At 66.6% G+C, this 18103-nt stretch carries 14 protein-coding genes and 1 riboswitch; of the genes, 12 read left to right on the top strand and 2 right to left on the bottom strand.

From position 1 onward, the window contains the following. Positions 1–22: 22 nt before the first annotated feature. Positions 23–994 (bottom strand): heme o synthase, encoded by a 972-nt coding sequence (locus JVX90_RS07730; protein ID WP_240194092.1) that lies wholly within the window; start codon positions 992–994, stop codon positions 23–25. Between the two features lie 240 nt (positions 995–1234). Here JVX90_RS07730 and tkt point away from each other — a divergent pair, with 240 nt between their 5' ends. The 5 genes from tkt to pgl are packed head-to-tail and all read left to right on the top strand — an operon-like array spanning position 1235 to position 7682. Beyond that, positions 1235–3310, top strand: a complete 2076-nt coding sequence (gene tkt / locus JVX90_RS07725; protein ID WP_205331781.1) for a transketolase — start codon at positions 1235–1237, stop codon at positions 3308–3310. A 20-nt stretch (positions 3311–3330) separates the two neighbouring features. Then, positions 3331–4449, top strand: a complete 1119-nt coding sequence (tal, locus tag JVX90_RS07720) for a transaldolase (protein WP_205331780.1) — start codon at positions 3331–3333, stop codon at positions 4447–4449. A 35-nt stretch (positions 4450–4484) separates the two neighbouring features. Continuing rightward, positions 4485–6026 carry a glucose-6-phosphate dehydrogenase gene (zwf, locus tag JVX90_RS07715; protein WP_205331779.1) on the top strand — a complete coding sequence of 514 codons (1542 nt, stop codon included), beginning with the start codon at positions 4485–4487 and terminating at the stop codon, positions 6024–6026. A 25-nt stretch (positions 6027–6051) separates the two neighbouring features. Then, positions 6052–6966 carry a glucose-6-phosphate dehydrogenase assembly protein OpcA gene (locus JVX90_RS07710; protein ID WP_205331778.1) on the top strand — a complete coding sequence of 305 codons (915 nt, stop codon included), beginning with the start codon at positions 6052–6054 and terminating at the stop codon, positions 6964–6966. After that, the gene (gene pgl, locus JVX90_RS07705) at positions 6963–7682 is read left to right on the top strand and encodes a 6-phosphogluconolactonase (RefSeq protein ID WP_205331777.1); all 720 of its coding nucleotides are present in this window, start codon (positions 6963–6965) and stop codon (positions 7680–7682) included. The genes JVX90_RS07710 and pgl overlap by 4 nt, the downstream gene beginning before the upstream one ends. Positions 7683–7700: 18 nt before the next feature. Here the strand turns inward: pgl and ppc are convergent, their stop codons facing one another. Continuing rightward, complete coding sequence (gene ppc, locus JVX90_RS07700) at positions 7701–10544, bottom strand: phosphoenolpyruvate carboxylase (RefSeq protein WP_205331776.1); 2844 nt, start codon at positions 10542–10544, stop codon at positions 7701–7703. Between the two features lie 146 nt (positions 10545–10690). Next, positions 10691–10807, top strand: a riboswitch (SAM riboswitch). 17 nt (positions 10808–10824) lie between these two features. On the opposite strand from ppc, the gene JVX90_RS07695 reads away from it, so the two are divergent. The 7 genes from JVX90_RS07695 to JVX90_RS07665 are packed head-to-tail and all read left to right on the top strand — an operon-like array spanning position 10825 to position 18045. Further along, positions 10825–11808, top strand: coding sequence for an amino acid ABC transporter permease (locus JVX90_RS07695; RefSeq protein WP_205331775.1), 984 nt, complete (start codon positions 10825–10827; stop codon positions 11806–11808). Continuing rightward, positions 11805–12566: an amino acid ABC transporter ATP-binding protein gene (locus JVX90_RS07690; protein ID WP_275889948.1), complete on the top strand. Its 762-nt coding sequence runs from the start codon at positions 11805–11807 to the stop codon at positions 12564–12566. Before JVX90_RS07695 ends, JVX90_RS07690 begins: the two co-directional genes overlap by 4 nt. Before the next feature lie 45 nt (positions 12567–12611). Continuing rightward, on the top strand, positions 12612–13571 hold the full coding sequence (locus JVX90_RS07685; protein ID WP_205331774.1) for a transporter substrate-binding domain-containing protein: 960 nt from the start codon (positions 12612–12614) through the stop codon (positions 13569–13571). A gap of 37 nt (positions 13572–13608) precedes the next feature. Beyond that, complete coding sequence (locus tag JVX90_RS07680) at positions 13609–14814, top strand: LLM class flavin-dependent oxidoreductase (protein ID WP_205331773.1); 1206 nt, start codon at positions 13609–13611, stop codon at positions 14812–14814. 11 nt (positions 14815–14825) lie between these two features. Next, on the top strand, positions 14826–16232 hold the full coding sequence (locus JVX90_RS07675; RefSeq protein WP_205331772.1) for an NtaA/DmoA family FMN-dependent monooxygenase: 1407 nt from the start codon (positions 14826–14828) through the stop codon (positions 16230–16232). Beyond that, a complete protein-coding gene (locus JVX90_RS07670; protein WP_205331771.1) occupies positions 16229–17356 on the top strand; it encodes an LLM class flavin-dependent oxidoreductase in 1128 nt (375 codons plus the stop codon). Before JVX90_RS07675 ends, JVX90_RS07670 begins: the two co-directional genes overlap by 4 nt. Continuing rightward, on the top strand, positions 17353–18045 hold the full coding sequence (locus JVX90_RS07665; protein ID WP_205331770.1) for a GNAT family N-acetyltransferase: 693 nt from the start codon (positions 17353–17355) through the stop codon (positions 18043–18045). The genes JVX90_RS07670 and JVX90_RS07665 overlap by 4 nt, the downstream gene beginning before the upstream one ends. Positions 18046–18103 lie beyond the last annotated feature (58 nt).

Below are 18103 nucleotides of genomic sequence, written 5' to 3'. Positions count from 1 at the left end.
ATCGTATGAGGCGGGCCGAGAACTACGAGAAGTAGCTGGAGATCGTCGGGAGGTTGATCACGGCGTCGACGGCGAGGCCGCAGAACAGGAGCGCGAGGTACTCGTTGGAGACCAGAAAGATCTTCAGCGGCTTGAGCTCAACTCCGGCGCGGGTCTGGACGTACAGCTTCGCGACCCACCAGGTGAACCAGACGCCGGACCCGATAGCGACGACGAGGTAGATCCAGCTGGACGGTGGGATGAGGAACAGCGACGTGATCACGGTGAGCACCGTGTAGACGAGCATCTGGAACGTGACCTTCTCGTCGGACGCGATCACCGGGAGCATCGGAACGCCCGCGGCCCGATAGTCCTCGCGGTACCGCATCGCGAGCGCCCACGTGTGCGGCGGCGTCCAGAAGAAGACGACGAGGAACAGCACAAACGGCTGCCAGTTCAGCGAGTGCGTCACGGCGGCCCAGCCGACGAGGGCCGGCATGCAGCCTGCTGCGCCACCCCAGATGACGTTCTGCCAGGTGCGACGCTTCAAGATCAGGGTGTACACGAAGACGTAGAACGCGATGGTGATCCACACGAGGATCGACGGCAGGAACGAACGGTTGCCGTCGGCGTCGGCGGTCCCGTAGTACAGGACGGCGAACGACGCGAAGGCCAGCACGATACCGAAGATCAACACGTTCCGGATCGGGACGGCCTTGCGGGCGAGCGGGCGCTTCTGGGTCCGTTTCATCTTCTGATCGATGTCCGCGTCCGCGACCATGTTCAGGCTGTTCGCGCTCGCCGCACCGAGCCAGCCGCCGACGACCGTGACCAGAATCAACCGGATGTCGACGTGTCCGCGCTGCGCCTGCAGCATCACCGGGATGGTGGAGACGAGCAGAAGTTCGATCACGCGGGGCTTCGTCAACGCGATGTAGGCGAGGATTGTGGTGCGGACTCGTCCCCATCCGGTTGACGACGGCACGTCGACACCAGCGCTATCGGACGTCTTCACCACATACTCCTCACGGTCGCGACCACATCAGGTCGCGTCACACGCCGACCACTACTACAAGCGATGGTAGACCGGGCGATCCTCGCGGAGGGAATCGGGCGCGCGGGGGTGCGACGACCGCCACACAACCGCGCGCAGTGGTGTCGTACGCACAGCGCGCTCGCCCCGCTAGGCTGGACGACGAGAATCGTCTTTGTACAAGGCGAGCACTAGCACCGACCCACAGGAGACTCCACGATCGTGGCCATCACCGACGAGATTCGCGCACTGACCCGACCGGTTCACCCCGCCGACTGGACCGATGTGGACACCAAGGCTGTCGACACGGCTCGCATCCTCGCCGCCGACGCGGTCCAGAACTGCGGCAGCGGCCACCCCGGCACCGCGATGAGCCTCGCTCCCCTCGCGTACACGCTGTACCAGCGCGTCATGCGCCACGACCCCGCCGATCCGGCGTGGGTGGGCCGCGACCGGTTCGTTCTCTCCTGCGGGCACTCCAGCCTCACGCAGTACATCCAGCTGTACCTCGGTGGATTCGGCCTCGAACTCGACGACCTCGTCGCACTGCGCACGTGGGGTTCGCTGACGCCGGGCCACCCCGAGTTCCGCCACACCGCGGGCGTCGAGATCACCACGGGCCCGCTCGGTCAGGGCCTTGCATCGTCGGTCGGCATGGCGATGGCGGCGCGCCGTGAGCGCGGCCTGTTCGATCCGGACGCTCCGGCAGGCGAGAGCCCGTTCGATCACTACGTGTACGTGATCGCATCCGACGGCGACATCGAAGAAGGCGTCACGTCCGAAGCGTCGTCGCTCGCGGGCACTCAGCAGCTCGGCAACCTGATCGTCTTTTACGACGACAACCAGATCTCCATCGAGGACGACACTCAGATCGCCCTCACCGAGGACGTCGCCAAGCGCTACGAGGCGTACGGCTGGCACGTGCAGACCGTGGAGGGCGGCGAGGACGTCGCAGCCCTCGAGGCCGCCGTCGAAGCCGCCAAAGCCGTCACCGACAAGCCGTCGATCATCCGTGTCCGCACGATCATCGCGTTCCCGGCACCGACCAAGATGAACACCGGCGCCTCGCACGGCAGTGCACTCGGCGCCGATGAGGTCGCCGCCACGAAGGCGGCTGTGGGCTTCGACCCGGAGAAGAGCTTCGATGTCGCCGACGACGTCATCAAGCACACCCGCGGGCTCGTCGGGCGGGCCGCCGCGGTCCGCGCCGAGTGGCAGAAAGGCTTCGACGCCTGGGCCGCCGGCAACCCCGAGCGCAAGGAACTGTTCGACCGCCTCTTCGCGCACGAACTGCCCGAGGGCTGGACCGAAGCACTCCCCGCGTGGGAGGCCGGCGACAAGGATGTGGCCACTCGCTCGGCGTCGGGCAAGGTCCTCTCGGCGCTCGCACCGATCCTCCCCGAGCTGTGGGGCGGCTCCGCCGACCTCGCGGGCTCCAACAACACGACGATGGACGGCGCGACGTCGTTCGGTCCCGCATCGATCTCGACGTCGACGTGGAACGCCGAGCCATACGGTCGGACGCTGCACTTCGGCATCCGTGAGCACGCGATGGGCTCGATCCTGTCGGGCATCGTCCTGCACGGCCCGACGCGCGCGTACGGCGGAACGTTCCTGCAGTTCGCGGACTACATGCGTCCCGCGGTCCGTCTCGCCGCGCTCATGGAGATCGACCCGATCTACGTGTGGACGCACGATTCGATCGGCCTCGGCGAAGACGGCCCCACGCACCAGCCGATCGAGCACCTCGCCGCACTGCGCGCGATCCCGAACCTCGACGTGGTGCGCCCGGCCGACGCCAATGAGACCGCACACGCCTGGCGTCACCTCTTGACCCGGCGGAACCGCCCGGTCGGCCTGGCCCTGACGCGCCAGAACGTTCCCGTGCTCGAAGGCACCTCGTACGAGGGTGTCGCGAAGGGCGGTTACGTCCTCGCCGACACCGACGGCACGCCGGACGTCGTCCTGATCGGAACCGGCTCCGAGGTGAGCCTCGCCGTCGAGGCACGCGACGCGCTCGCGGCCGACGGCATCAAGGCCCGCGTCGTGTCGATGCCGTCCATCGAGTGGTTCGACGAGCAGGACACGGACTACCGCGAGTCGGTCCTCCCGACCGGTGTCCCGCGTGTGTCCGTCGAAGCAGGCATCGCGATGCCGTGGCACGCGATCGTCGCCGGCGGAGCGATCGTGTCGATCGAGCACTACGGCGCATCGGCCCCTTACAAGAAGCTCTACGAGGAGTTCGGCATCACGTCGACGGCCGTCGCGGCCGCCGCCCGCACTCTGCTCGGCAAGTGACCACGAGAGGAGCACAGATCATGACCCAGAACAGCAATCTCGCCGCATTGTCCGAGGCAGGCGTCTCGGTGTGGCTCGACGACTTGTCTCGGGGACTCATCTCCTCGGGCGGTCTCCAGGAGCAGATCGACACCCGATCGATCGTCGGCGTCACGACGAACCCCGCGATCTTCCAGAACGCGATCTCGTCCGACGCCGGTGTCTACTCGGCGCAGATCACCCAGCTCGCCCGCGAAGGCGCCGACGTCGACAAGGCGATCACCGCGATCACCACCGACGACGTCCGCAATGCCTGCGACGTGTTCGCACCGATCTTCGAGGCCACCGACGGTCTCGACGGCCGCGTGTCGATCGAGGTCGATCCCCGTCTTGCGAACAAGACTGCGGAGACGGTCGAGCAGGCCGCCGAGCTCTGGAAGCTCGTCGACCGGCCCAACGTGCTGATCAAGATCCCGGCCACGGCGGCAGGCGTTCCGGCGATCGCCGACGTGATCGCGCAGGGCATCAGCGTCAACGTGACCCTGATCTTCTCGGTGGAGCGCTACCGCGAGGTGATGGACGCGTACCTGGACGGCCTCGACCGCGCCCTCCGCAACGGGCACGACGCAGGCAAGATCGCGTCGGTCGCATCGTTCTTCGTCTCGCGTGTCGACTCGGAGATCGACAATCGCTTGAATGCCATCGGCACCCCCGAGGCACTCGAGCTGCGCGGCAAGGCTGGTCTGGCGAATGCACGCCTCGCGTACGCCGCGTACCAGGAGGTCTTCGAGACCGAGACCCGCTTCCCGGACCTCCAGGCACACGGCGCTCTCCCCCAGCGTCCGCTGTGGGCGTCCACCGGCACCAAGAACGCCGACTACCCGGACACCCTGTACGTCAGCGAACTGGTGGCGCCGAACACCGTCAACACTGTTCCCGGCAAGACGCTCGAGGCATATGCCGACCACGGTTGGGTCAACACCGAGTCGATCGTCGGCCTCGAGGGCAGCTCCCGCGCCGTGTTCACTGCGCTGCAGGGTGTCGGAGTGGACCTCGACGACGTGTTCGCGGTCCTCGAGACCGAGGGAGTCGAGAAGTTCGAGCAGGCCTGGGACGAGCTGCTGACGGCGACAGCGCAGCAGCTCGACGCGGCCCGCTAGAGGAACATACGGATACGACAGGCGAAGGGGCGAGAATGCCGCGTGCGGTGAAACCCGAGTGGACCAATCCCCTGCGGGATCCGCACGACCGTCGTCTGCCGCGAATCGCGGGGCCGTCGGCGCTGGTGATCTTCGGTGTGACGGGCGACCTCGCCCGTCGCAAGCTGATGCCCGCGATCTACGACCTCGCGAATCGTGGGCTCCTTCCCCCGAGCTTCGCCCTCGTCGGTTTCGCCCGTCGCGACTGGGCCGACAAGGACTTCACCACCCTGGTTCGCGAAGCAGTGGAGGCCAACTGCCGCACCGGGTTCCGCGAGGAGGTGTGGGATCGACTGGCCGAGGGCATTCGGTTCGTCGCCGGCTCGTTCGAGGACGACGAGGCATTCGCCGAACTGCAGCGGACTCTCGCCGATCTCGACGCGTCCCGCGGGACCGACGGCAATCATGCGTATTACCTGTCGATCCCGCCGAAGGCCTTCCCCGTCGTGCTGAGCCAGCTCCGACGGACGGGCATGGCCGACCCCTCGGGCGACAGTTGGCGTCGAGTCGTGATCGAGAAGCCGTTCGGTCACGACCACGAATCCGCGGTCGGCCTGAACGAACTCGTGAACAGCGTGTTCCCCGAGGAGTCGGTGTTCCGCATCGACCACTATCTCGGCAAGGAGACGGTCCAGAACATTCTGGCTCTGCGCTTCGCGAACCAGCTGTTCGATCCGCTGTGGAGTTCCCACTACGTGGACCATGTCCAGATCACGATGGCCGAGGACATCGGTCTCGGCGGTCGGGCCGGGTACTACGACGGCATCGGCGCGGCCCGAGACGTCATTCAGAACCACCTGCTGCAGCTCCTCGCGCTCGTCGCCATGGAGGAGCCGGTGTCGTTCTCGCCGAGACACCTGCAGACCGAGAAGATCAAGGTCCTGCAGTCGACCCGAAACATCCTCCCGATCTCGGACAATTCCGCGCGCGGACAATACGGTCCGGGTTGGCAGGGATCTGAACAGGTCGTCGGGCTGAAGGAAGAGGACGGTTTCGCCGCCGACTCGACCACCGAGACCTTCGCGGCCATCGCCCTCGAAGTCGACACCCGCCGGTGGGCGGGCGTCCCGTTCTACCTGCGCACGGGCAAACGTCTCGGCCGACGGGTCACCGAGATCGCGCTCGTCTTCAAGCGAGCGCCGCATCTGCCTTTCGACGACACGATGACGGCTGAACTCGGACAGAACGCTCTGGTCATCCGAGTACAGCCGGACGAAGGCGTCACTCTGCGTTTCGGATCGAAGGTGCCGGGCAGCGGAATGGAGGTCCGCGACGTCAACATGGACTTCAGTTACGGCGGCGCGTTCACCGTGTCTTCACCCGAGGCGTATGAGCGCTTGCTGCTCGACGTCCTCCTCGGCGAACCGTCACTCTTCCCCGTCAACGAGGAGGTGGAGTTGAGTTGGGACATCCTCGACCCGGTTCTGGCCGAGTGGGCGGCGTCGGGAACACCAGACGAGTACGAGTCGGGCACATGGGGCCCGTCGTCGGCCGACGAGATGATGAGCCGGACCGGCCGCATCTGGAGGCGACCGTGACAGTGCAGGACGCGAGGGAAGCCCGATGATCGTTGATCTGCCGAACACCGACACCACCGAGATCAGCAAGAAGCTGGTCCGTATGCGAAGCAGCGGCGGGGCCGTCACATTGGGCCGTGTCCTCACTCTGATCATCGACGTCGACGCGACCGATGACACCGAAGCCGCGGTGTCCGCTTCGAACGCCGCCAGCCGTGAGCACCCGTGCCGCGTGATCGTCGTCTGCCGCGCCGATCGAGACGTCGAGGCCCGGCTGGACGCTCAGATCCGGGTAGGCGGCGACGCGGGCGCGTCGGAGGTTGTTCTCCTGACATTGTCGGGACCACTCGCGGAACATCCCCATGCGGTGGTGATGCCGTTCCTGCTGCCCGACACTCCCGTTGTCACGTGGTGGCCGGGACGCGCTCCGGAGGATCCGTCGAGGGACCGCCTCGGCCGTCTCGCCTCCCGACGCATCACAGATGCCCGCCAGTCGTCGGATCCGGGCGCGTTTCTCCTCGCAAGGCGCGCCGGCTACCACCCCGGCGACACCGACCTGTCGTGGTCGGCGATCACGCCGTGGCGCGCGATGCTGGTCTCGGCACTCGACCGTCCTCCGCACACCCGCGTCCTGTCCGCCGAGGTCAGCGGACCGTTCGACATGCCGGGCCTCGACATCTTCGCGGGCTGGCTTGCTCATGCGCTCAAAACGCGTGTCGTGCGCAAACCTGGCCATCTCGGGGTCCGGCTCCTGCGGGAGAACGGCGAACTGGAGGTGTCTGTCGACGAGTCCGGAGGCGGCGTGCTGCGCAGCACCGGCCACCCCGACGGCAGAGCAGCGTTCGCACGTCGCACCACCGCCGAGTGCCTCGCGGAAGAGCTCCGCAGCCTCGACGCCGATGAAGTGTACGAGGCGGCCCTTCATGGTCTGCCCGCAGTCGAATACGAGGAGACGCTGTGACCACCCCCGAGACCCTGGTCTTCGAATCGTCGACCGAACTGATCGAGACGGCACGAGCTCGGTTCGTCGATCTCGTGGTCCGTGCACAGGAGGCGCGTGGCATCGCCTCCGTCGCGTTGACGGGCGGGAGCAACGGCATCGGCCTGCTCAAGGCACTCGCCGCTGACTCCGGCGACATCTGCTGGTCACGTGTCGAGATCTACTGGGGCGACGACCGGTTCGTCCCCGCAACACATCCGGAACGCAACTCCGGGCAGGCCTTCGACGCGCTCCTCAATCACGTGGCCGTCGATCCGTCGCGCGTGCACGTCATGGCGCCGTCCGACGGAGAGTTCGGCGACGACATCGCCGCCGCCGCGCGCGACTACGCTCGTCTCATCGGCGACGACACCGTCTTCGACGTTCACCTTCTCGGCATGGGCGGCGAAGGCCACGTCAACTCGCTGTTCCCGCACACGGATGCGACGGCCGAGAACGTTCAGCCCGTGGTGGCCGTCACCGACTCGCCGAAGCCGCCGCCTGCACGGTTGACGTTGACGTTCCCGGTGATCAACGCCTCGCGTGAGGTGTGGTTCCTGGTGTCGGGAGCGGAGAAGGCCGAAGCCGTCGCTGCCGCACACAACGGCGCGTCACGTGAGGACTGGCCGTGCGCGGGCGCGAGCGGGACCGACGGCACCGTCTGGTTCCTCGATCCCGCCGCCGCCTCCCGGCTGTAGGTTCTCGCGGATCACCGCCTAACCGCTGTTGCGAAGCGCGGTGGCGAGTCCGTTCATGGTGAGTTGGATGGCCCGCCGGATCTGTGGCGAATCGTCACCTGCGCGGAATCGTTGAAGCAGTTCCACCTGCAGCAGATTGAGCGGTTCGAGGTACGGGAAGCGGTTCACAACTGACCGCTTCAGCGCGTCGTTGTCGGCGAGGAGATCGTCGGTGCCGGTGATCGCCGAGCACATCGCGATGGTCCTCTCGTGCTCGTCGACGATCATCGTGAAGACTCGCTCGCGGAGTTCGACGTCGGGTACCAACTGCGCGTACCGGTAGGCCAAGCCCATGTCGCTCTTCGCGAGAACCTGAGCCATGTTCGACATCACCGAACGGAAGAACGGCCACCTGCGGTAGTAGTCGGCGAGCACAGCGAGGCGATCGGGGTCGTCGCCGATCCACTCGGCGAACGCGGTTCCCGTTCCGTACCAGCCCGGCAGCATCACCCGGCACTGGGTCCACGACAGCACCCACGGAATCGCCCGCAGGTCGGAGATCGCCGTGGTCTGCTTCCGCGACGTAGGGCGGCTTCCGATGTTCAGAGCGCCGATCTCCGACAGCGGTGTCGACGCGGTGAAGTACTCGACGAACCCCGGCGTGTCGTGCACCAGTCGCGAGTAGGCGGCGCGTGCGGACGCGGCGAGCTCATCGAACACTCGGTAGGCCTCGGCTGACTCGTCGCCGAGGCCCTCGACGTCGAGCAAGGATGATTCGAGTGTCGCGGCGACCAGCGACTCGAGATTGCGGCGAGCCCGGACCGGTTCGGCGTACTTCGCGGCGATGATCTCGCCCTGCTCGGTGAGCCGCAGCGATCCCTGCACCGCTCCCGGGGGCTGCGCGAGGATCGCGTCGTAGCTCGGGCCTCCGCCCCGGCCGACGGTTCCGCCCCTGCCGTGGAAGAGCCGGAGCCGGATTCCTGCGGTGCGCGCCGCGTCCACCAGATCGAGCTCACCGCGGTACAACGCCCAGTTGGCCGCCAGGTAGCCGCCGTCCTTGTTGGAGTCGGAGTAACCGAGCATCACTTCGTGGACATCACCTTGGGACCGGATGAGTTCGCGGTAGAACGGCACGCCCAACGCGGATGTGAGGATGCCCGCGCCGGCCTGGAGGTCCTCGATGGTCTCGAACAGTGGAACCACTCGCACGCTGCACGCCGGTGATCCGTCGCCCGCATCGTACAGACCGGCCTCCTTGAGGAGGATCATCGCCTCCAACATGTCCGAGACGGACTGGCACATGCTGATGATGTACACCGGCACTGCCTTCGGTCCGAAGCGCTCGACCGCGGCCGCGGCCGCGTGCACAACGCCCAGCTCCTTCACTGCGAGGTCGCTGAGTCGCGCGTCCAGACTGGTCAGAGGCCTGCGGGAGGTGAGTTCAGCGGTCAGCACCGCGACTCTGTCGTGCTCGTCGAGAGACGCGTAGTCGTCGCACACCCCGGCCCACGCGAGCAGTTCGCCGACCACTTCTTCGTGTGTCTCGGAGTTCTGCCGCATGTCCAGCCCCGACAGGTGGAACCCGAAGGTGCGGACCGCCTCGCGGAGAGCCGCGAGACGGTCGTCGGCGATGGCGTCGTCAACGACCGCCCGCAGGGCGGCGTCGATCACGTCGAGGTCGGCCAGGAACTCCGCCGCGTCGGCGTACGGCTCCGCTTCTGCCGCGAGAGGTCGGTCGGCAGGCGCCACGACGTCGTCGCCGAGAGTGACGACCGCCCGCGCCAGCAGCCGTGACCTGACCGCGGTCACGGCCGACCGGAACGGCTCGTCGTCCACGCCGTCCGGGGTCTCGGGCGCGTACCCCGCTCCGAGGTCCGTCAGTTCGTCGGTCACTCCACTGATCAGGCGCACCGACATGCTGAGCTCTTGATGCAGGGCGGTCAGCTCGTCCAGGTGGTGCCGCATGGCGGTGGCCGCGGCCGCCGATGTCGCCTCGGTCACGATGTCGCCGGTGACGAATGGGTTGCCGTCGCGGTCTCCACCGATCCACGAGCCCATCGTGATGATCGACGTGTCGAGTCGTGCGCTGGGGAACGTCGCCTGCAGCGATCTCCTGACGTCGTTGTTCAACGACGGGATCACGTCGAAGAAGGAGGCGCCGTAGTAGCGGAGGCCGGTGGTGATCTCATCACTGATCGTCAGGCGTCGCATCCTGATGAGCGCCGTCTGCCACAGCATCAGGATGTGGCGGGAGATCTCCCGAGTGATCGTCGACTCCTCGTCGGCGGTCAATTCGGTCCGCCCGCGGACTCGCATGAGTTCGTTGATGCGGTTCTGCGCGTCGAACACACTCTTGCGGCGAGTCTCGGTCGGATGAGCGGTGATCACGGGGACCACGTTGGCGTCGGCGATCAACCGATGCACACGCTCGTCCTCCAGACCGGCAGCGGCAAGTCGGGCGAACGTCGCTCCGAGCGACGATGCCTGCGGCGGGTCCCCGGCGATCAGATGAATCCGTCGCCGTCGCTCGCGGTGAAGGTCTTCGGCGAGGTTGGCCAACAGTGCGAAGTTGGTGAACGCCCGGACCACCGGCATCAGTTCCGACACGTCTCTGCCGGTGTACCGCTCCGCGAGTTCATCGCGGGACACGTCCTGGTAGCGGATGCCGAACGCATCCCTCCGCGAGTCCTCGACCAGGTCGAACACGTCGTCTCCGGCCTGGGATCTGATCACCTCGCCGAGCAGTCCGCCGAGGAAGCGGATGTCGTCACGGAGTGGTTCGGTGGCCGATCGGCCAGTGTCGTCGACGCGAATCCGGTCGACCATCGGCGTTGCGATCGCCCGCGCGATCGCTTCGGAATCGTGATGCGGCTCGGGTGTCATGTCCTCAAGTTACGCGCGTTCCCGCTCGCCGGCACGGAATGGAGACCACGGCGAATGTACCTCTGCGACTGAGGATCCGGCAGCTATTCGACTCAGCGTGCGCCTTAGTCTCCGTCTTCGTCCGCTCTCGGCTTACGGTCGTATCCGGTTACGAGCGTCAGCGACAAGCCCTGGCTTGCTGGCCGGCAACCCTCCACTCTGCGGCGGGGTGCTCCAGGTGAGAACCCGACCGTGCGCTCCCTGCGCTTCGGTAAGCGCAAAACCCAGTAAGGACTCCCCCGTGACTGCTGTCATATCCCCGTCGTCTCCCGGATCGGTCGGCCCCGTGAGCCGTCCGGGCGACGATGATCTCCTCGCCGCGCCGGTAGTCGGCGCACGCCATCCGTGGCAGTGGGTCGGCACCGGCGTTGTGCTCGTGCTGACCGCGATGTTCGTGCACACGCTCGTCACCAACGACCGATTCCAGTGGGACGTCGTCGGTGACTACTTCGCGAGTTCGTCTGTCCTCAACGGCCTCTGGCTGACCCTGTGGCTGACGGCCGCGACCATGGTCGTGGGCTTCGTGCTCGGCGTCCTGCTGGCAGCGATGCGGCTCTCATCGAGTCCGGTCCTGTCGTCGATCAGTTTCGGATACGTCTGGCTGATCAGGTCTGTCCCGCCCCTCGTCCAGCTGTTGTTCTGGTTCCAATTGGCGTCGCTGTTCCCCCAACTCTCGATCGGCGTCCCGTTCGGTCCGAGCTTCGTCACATTCGACACGGCCACGCTCATCACCGGGGTGGTCGCGGCGTTCATCGCTCTGACACTCGACGTCGCTGCGTTCTCCGCCGAGATCGTTCGCGGCGGACTGCTGTCGGTAGAGGAGGGCCAGACCGAAGCTGCGCAGTCGATCGGCCTGAACCGGGGTCGGATCTTCTGGCGGATCGTGCTGCCGCAAGCCATGCCCGCCATCGTCCCGTCGACCGGAAACCTGTTGATCGGACTGCTGAAAGCCACATCCATCGTGAGCGTGATCGCAGTCGAGGATCTCTTGTACTCGACCCAGCTCATCTACCAGCAGAATTACCTCGTCATCCCGCTGCTCCTGGTAGCGACGGTCTGGTACATCATCCTCACGACCATCTTGTCGATCGGCCAGTACTTCGTCGAACGCCACTACAACCGCGGCCGTCGTCGACAGCAGCCGTCGTCGTTCGCTCAAACGTTCCGCGACAACCTGCCACTGTTCGGCACTCTTCAGAGCCGCACCGTTGGAGGCAGGGCATGAGCCGCCCGCTGGTCCGCGTGCGTGGACTCACCAAATCGTTCGGAGCACACCCGGCGTTGCGGGGCATCGACCTCGACGTCAACGAAGGCGAAGTCACGGTGCTCCTCGGTCCGTCGGGATCGGGCAAGTCGACACTGCTCCGCACCGTGAATCACATCGAGAAACCCGACGCGGGATTCGTCGAGGTCGACGGCGACATCATCGGATATCGGCACGTCGGTGGACGCCTCCGCGAACGTCCGTCTCGCGAGATCGCAGCACAGCGGGCGCGAATCGGAATGGTCTTCCAACAGTTCAACCTGTTCGGACACCGAACCGTGGCCCAGAACATCATCGAAGGTCCCGTCGCCGCAGGCCAGTCGCGACGCGATGCGCTGCGTCATGCTTCGGAACTGCTCGAGAGGGTCGGGCTCGCCGGGCGCGAAGACTCGTACCCGCGCCAGCTGTCGGGCGGTCAGCAACAGCGCGTCGCGATCGCCCGGGCCCTGGCACAACGGCCGAGCCTGATGCTGTTCGACGAGCCGACCAGTGCACTCGACCCCGAGCTCGTGGGAGAGGTGTTGTCGGTGATCCGCGACCTCGCCGCCGATGGCATGACGATGCTGATCGTCACTCACGAACTGGGCTTCGCCCGAGAGGTCGCCGACACCGTCGTGTTCCTCGAGGACGGGACGATCGTCGAGTCCGGGCCGCCCGACGACGTGCTCCTCTCACCAGCCAACGAACGGACCCGGTCCTTCGTGTCGGCCGTTCTCTGAACCCCACCCGTCTCCCCTACTCCCCCCTCCTCGAAAGGCTCCACCATGCCCACATCACGTTCCCGCCGCCGCTCGGTCCGCTTCGCTGCGGCTACGACGGCCCTTCTCGCGGCCGCATCCATCACCCTGACCGCCTGCGGCTCGTCCGACGACCCGAGCACCGATGCTGGCGGCACCGCACCCGCCGTGCCCACGCAAGACGTCGTGTCCGGCATCACGAAGGTCGACACCATCGCGGCGAAGCTGCCCGCCGACGTTCGCGCATCCGGCAAGCTCACCATCGGGACCATCAAGACTCCCGGACTCGCATCCCTGCCCATCGGCGGTGAGGTCGACGGCCGGCCCGTCGGTCTCCACCGCGACCTCACCGACGCCGTCGCAAAGGTGCTCGGCCTCACCGCCGACTACCAGTACGGAACGTTCCCGTCGATCCTGCCCGGCATTCAGAACGGCCGCTACCAGGTCGGCCAGGCCAACTTCAGTGTGACGAAGGACCGGGAGAAGGTCGTCGACTTCGCGACCTTCGTCACCGACGGACAAGGGTTCCTCGGCACCGAGAAGGTGACACAGGACAAGTTCACTCAGATCAGCGACGCCTGCGGGTACCGGATCGGCACCGCGCCGGGATCGTCGTTCCAGACTCTGCTCGAACAGAACGCCGACGCGTGCAAGAAGATCGGCAAGCCCGACTGGACCGTCCAATACTTCACCGACTCCGCACCGATCACCCTCGGGCTGCAGAACGGCAAGCTCGACCTCTACTTCGGGCCGTCGCTCGCCCTGCAGTATGCAGAGTCGAGGATCCCCCACACGCGGTATCTCGGCGAGATCTACAAGTCGCCGGTGGGCTTCATCTCTGCGAAGGGCTCGCCCATCGCACCCGCGATCGTCGACGCCGTCAACGAACTCATCACGACCGGCGACTACCAGAAGATCTTCGACAAGTGGCAGGTCCCAGGCAACAAGATCGAGCGCTCCGAGCTCAATCCCCCTACGACTTTCTGACGCGTCGACGTTCCGACGCACACGAGGAGCCCACACCATGACTGATCACTTGCATCTCGCCGTCGCCCTCGACGGCGCAGGCTGGCATCCCGCCGCATGGCGCGAGTCGCAGGCCCGACCGGCCGACCTGTTCGACGCCGCGTACTGGATCGATCTCGCCAGGACCGCCGAACGGGGACTGCTCGACTTCGTCACCATCGAAGACGCCCTGACCGTCCAGTCCGCGGACCCGTTCTCCCCCGACGAACGCACAGACCAGGTTCGCGGACGATTGGACGCGGTCGAGATCGCCGCACGCGTCGCCCCGGCGACGGCGTCCGTCGGCTTCGTGCCGACAGCTGTCGTCACCCACACCGAACCATTCCACCTGTCCAAGGCAGTCGCCACTCTCGACTATGTGAGCAGCGGCCGAGCCGGTCTGCGGGTTCAGGTCGCCGCGACGCCACACGCGAACGGCAACGTCGGTCGACGGCAGATCCCCGATGTCCGCATCACCGACATCGGCGCCGACGAATTCGCCGCCGCGGAGTCGACGCTGTTCGCGGAGGCCGCCGACTACGTCGAGGTCGTCCGCCGTCTCTGGGACAGCTGGGAGGACGACGCCGAGATCCGTGACATCGCGACCGGCCGATTCATCGACCGGCACAAACTGCACTACATCGACTTCGAGAGTCCGAACTTCTCGGTGAAAGGACCGTCGATCACCCCTCGGCCACCGCAGGGGCAGCCGCCGGTCGTCGCTCTCGCTCATCTGCCGCGCGGACTGGAGCTCATCGGCGAATCCGCCGACATCGGACTGATCACCCCGCACACCCAGGCCCAGGCCGTCGACAGTGTCGCCTCGATCCGCGCCGCCGCAGCGGCGGCGGGCCGCGGCGACGAAACGATCCACGTGTTCGCCGACCTCGTCGTGTTCCTCGACGACACCGAGGACGAAGCGCACGACCGCGTCGCTCGGCTCGACGACGTCGCCGGAGCGTCGTTCCGCAGCGACGCTCCCGTGTTCATCGGCACGGCGGCCGGTCTCGCCGATCTGCTGATCGAGCGCCAGTCGGCAGGGCTCAGCGGCTTCCGTCTACGGCCCGGGACACTCCCGACCGATCTGGACCGGATCGTCGACGATCTCGTCCCCGAGCTTCAGCGGCGCGGCGTGTTCCGGTCCGCGTACCCGAAGTCGTCGACCCTGCGAGGGCTGCTGGGATTGTCGCGCCCGGCGAACCGCTACGCGACCGCACAATCCTAGAAGGAGACCTCATGTCCACCGCCGCACACTCTGAGCCCTCACGCTCGCGTCCCCTCAAGCAGATCCACATCGCCGCGCACTTCCCCGGCGTCAACAACACCACCGTGTGGAGCCACCCTGAAGCGGGCAGTCACATAGAATTCGACAGCTTCCGCACGTTCGCGCAGGAGGCCGAGCGCGGCAAGTTCGACTTCCTCTTCCTCGCCGAGGGCCTCCGCCTTCGTGAGCAGAACGGCGAGATCTACGACCTGGACGTCGTGGGCCGTCCCGACACCTTCACGATCCTGTCGGCACTCGCCGCCGTCACTGATCGCCTCGGCCTTGCCGGCACCATCAATTCGACGTTCAACGAACCCTACGAAGTGGCCCGCCAGTTCGCTTCACTCGACCACTTGTCTGCAGGTCGAGCGGCCTGGAATGTCGTCACCAGCTGGGACGAGTTCACCGGAGAGAACTTCCGCCGCGGGGGTTTCCTCGCCGAAGAGGACCGGTACGGTCGCGCCGAGTCGTTCCTGTCCGCCGCGCAGACGCTGTGGGACTCATGGCACGACGACGACGTGGTCGCCGACCGCGGAGCGGGACGGTTCCTCGGTCGCGGCGACGCTGGTGCGTACGCCTACCGCGACCGGTTCTTCGATATCGAAGGACGATTCAATGTGCCGCGTTCCCCGCAAGGTCGACCGGTCATCTTCCAGGCCGGCGACTCCGACGCAGGACGCGAATTCGCCGCGGCTCAGGCCGACGCGATCTTCTCCCGACACGGCGACCTCGATTCGGGCACGAAGTTCTACACCGATGTGAAGCGACGGCTGGCCAAGTACGGCCGCAGGCACGACGAACTGCTGATCCTCCCCGCGGTGACCTTCGTGCTCGGCGACACCGACGCGGAAGCCGCCGACGCCGCAGCCGAGGTTCGCCTCGCGCAAGTGTCTGCGGCCACCGCCACCCGATTCATCGAACAGGTCTGGAACGTTGCGCTGCCCGACTTCGACGCAGACGGGCCGTTCCCGTCGTTCGATCCGGTCGAAGGCGAGTCCACGGTGTCGAAGGGGCGCGCGAGCGTCCGGATGCTCGGGCGCGAAGCCACAGCGGTAGCAGAGCAATGGCGGGCCATCGCGGCCGCGGAAGGGCTCTCTGCCCGGGAGGTCGTCGCAAAGGCCTTCCATCGCGGCGGACTCGTCGGCTCACCGAAGACCGTCGCCGACCAATTGAACGAACTTGTGCAGTCAGACGCCGCAGACGGCGTCATCCTCGCGCCCCACATCACGCCGGGAGGCCTCACCCCGTTCGTCGACCAGGTGATTCCGATCCTGCAGGAGCGGGGCGTCTACCGGACCGACTATGAAGGCACGACCCTGCGTGACCACCTCGGCCTCACCCGCCCCGAGCCGACTACCAGCCGAGAGGCCGCATCATGACCACCACCAACCTGTCCGTCCTCGACCTGGTGCCGATCTCAACGGGATCGACCGCGGCCGACGCCCTGCGCAACTCGATCGACCTCGCACAGCGGTCCGAAGAGTTCGGCTACCGCCGCTACTGGTTCGCGGAACATCATCTGAATCCGGGGGTCGCTGGGACGTCACCCGCGGTGGTGTTGGCGTTGACGGCGGCAGCGACGTCGACGATCCGCATCGGCACCGCCGCGGTGCAGCTCGGCCACCGAACAGCCTTGTCCACCGTCGAGGAGTTCGGCCTGCTCGACGCCCTGCATCCGGGGCGCATCGATCTCGGACTCGGCAGATCCGGCGGCAAACCTCCGAAGGTGCTGGCGACGACAGCTCCACCAGCGCGGACTGTCGTCAACGGACGGACCGAGAACGGTCTGCGTGTTCCCGAGCCGTTCTCCTTCGCGAGTCTTCTCGGCAGTCCTCGGATCGGCTTGATCCAGCGCCTTCTGCAGTTGCCCGGCGCAACCGCGCAAGATTACACCGAGCAGGTCGGCGACATTCTCGCTCTCATCGCGGGCACATTCCACGATGAAATCGGTCAAGAAGCTCACGTGGTCCCCGGCGAGGGCGCGGACCTGCAGGTGTGGATCCTCGGCTCGAGCGCGGGCGAGAGCGCCACGGTGGCCGGTGCGAACGGTCTCCGCTTCGGCGCGAACTATCACGTCAGCCCCGGGACCGTTCTCGACGCGGTCGACGCGTACCGCGCGGCGTTCGTTCCGTCCGATGTCCTCGACCGACCGTATGTGAGTGTCTCGGCAGACGTCGTCGTCGCACCGACACACGACGAGGCCGGTGAGCTCGCACAGGGTTACGGGCCGTGGGTGCGCAGCATCCGCACTCTGCAAGGTGCCATCGAGTATCCGACTCCCGCTCAGGCACGAGCGCTCCCGTGGACCTCCGACGACGCGGCACTTGTCGCCGACCGCGTCGACACCCGATTCGTCGGGACACCCGTCGAGGTCGCCGACCATCTCGAACGACTGCGCGACGCGACCGATGCCGACGAGTTGGTGATCACCACGATCACCCACGGTCACGCCGAGCGGGTGCGTTCGTACGAACTGCTCGCCGACGAGTGGGCACGGCGATGACGGCAGTCGACACGAGTGTTCTTGACAACCCCGCTTTCGCGGCGCTCAACGGGCCGCACAGCCGGTTCGCCGAACGAGTCGGTCGAGCTGTGCGTTATCCGCCGGACGTCTCCCCTTTCACCGCGATCCCGCCGAATCCGACCGCAGGCGACTGGGCCGATCTCGCAGCTCTCGTTGGACCAGGCGGAGTGGTCGCATTCGGTTCGCCGAGCGGAGTAACACCGCCCACCGGCTGGTCAGTCGCGTTCGAGGGCGCAGGGGCTCAGTACGTCGGTGATCGTGTCGATCCGATCCGTGACGAGCGCAGCGTCGTGCTGACCGCGGCAGACGTGCCGGAGATCCTCGATCTGATCAATCGGACCGAACCCGGCCCATTCCTGGCCCGGACCGTGGAACTCGGCACGTATCTCGGCATCCGCCAGCACGGAGCGCTCGTCGCCATGGCCGGAGAACGACTCACGCTGCCGGGATGGACCGAGATCAGTGCAGTGTGCACCGACCCAGCGGTGCGCGGACAGGGTCTCGCGTCCGCGCTGGTCCGTCATGTAGCGGCGAACATCGTCGCGTCCGGGTCGACCCCGTTCCTCCATGTCGCGGCGGACAACCCCGCCCGACGGCTGTACGAAGACCTCGGTTTCACACTCCGCGCCGAGGTGGTCTTCACCGCGCTCGCCGCACCGAGCCCGTGAACAAGCGTCGACACACGAAGAGCCCGGTACGTCCGATCAGGACGTACCGGGCTCTCTC

It is taken from the genome of Gordonia sp. PDNC005, assembly GCF_016919385.1.
Classification (GTDB): domain Bacteria; phylum Actinomycetota; class Actinomycetes; order Mycobacteriales; family Mycobacteriaceae; genus Gordonia.
Note: the sequence above shows the minus strand (reverse complement) of the source record. Positions and strands in the feature narration are given on the sequence as shown.

Excerpts from the sequence above, each read along its gene's own strand:
- tal (WP_205331780.1), top strand. The coding sequence starts at position 3,331 with ATGACCCAGAACAGCAATCTCGCCGCATTGTCCGAGGCAGGCGTCTCG.
- zwf (WP_205331779.1), top strand. The coding sequence starts at position 4,485 with ATGCCGCGTGCGGTGAAACCCGAGTGGACCAATCCCCTGCGGGATCCG.
- JVX90_RS07710 (WP_205331778.1), top strand. The coding sequence starts at position 6,052 with ATGATCGTTGATCTGCCGAACACCGACACCACCGAGATCAGCAAGAAG.
- ppc (WP_205331776.1), bottom strand. The coding sequence starts at position 10,544 with ATGACACCCGAGCCGCATCACGATTCCGAAGCGATCGCGCGGGCGATC.
- JVX90_RS07690 (WP_275889948.1), top strand. The coding sequence starts at position 11,805 with ATGAGCCGCCCGCTGGTCCGCGTGCGTGGACTCACCAAATCGTTCGGA.
- JVX90_RS07685 (WP_205331774.1), top strand. The coding sequence starts at position 12,612 with ATGCCCACATCACGTTCCCGCCGCCGCTCGGTCCGCTTCGCTGCGGCT.
- JVX90_RS07680 (WP_205331773.1), top strand. The coding sequence starts at position 13,609 with ATGACTGATCACTTGCATCTCGCCGTCGCCCTCGACGGCGCAGGCTGG.
- JVX90_RS07675 (WP_205331772.1), top strand. The coding sequence starts at position 14,826 with ATGTCCACCGCCGCACACTCTGAGCCCTCACGCTCGCGTCCCCTCAAG.
- JVX90_RS07670 (WP_205331771.1), top strand. The coding sequence starts at position 16,229 with ATGACCACCACCAACCTGTCCGTCCTCGACCTGGTGCCGATCTCAACG.
- JVX90_RS07665 (WP_205331770.1), top strand. The coding sequence starts at position 17,353 with ATGACGGCAGTCGACACGAGTGTTCTTGACAACCCCGCTTTCGCGGCG.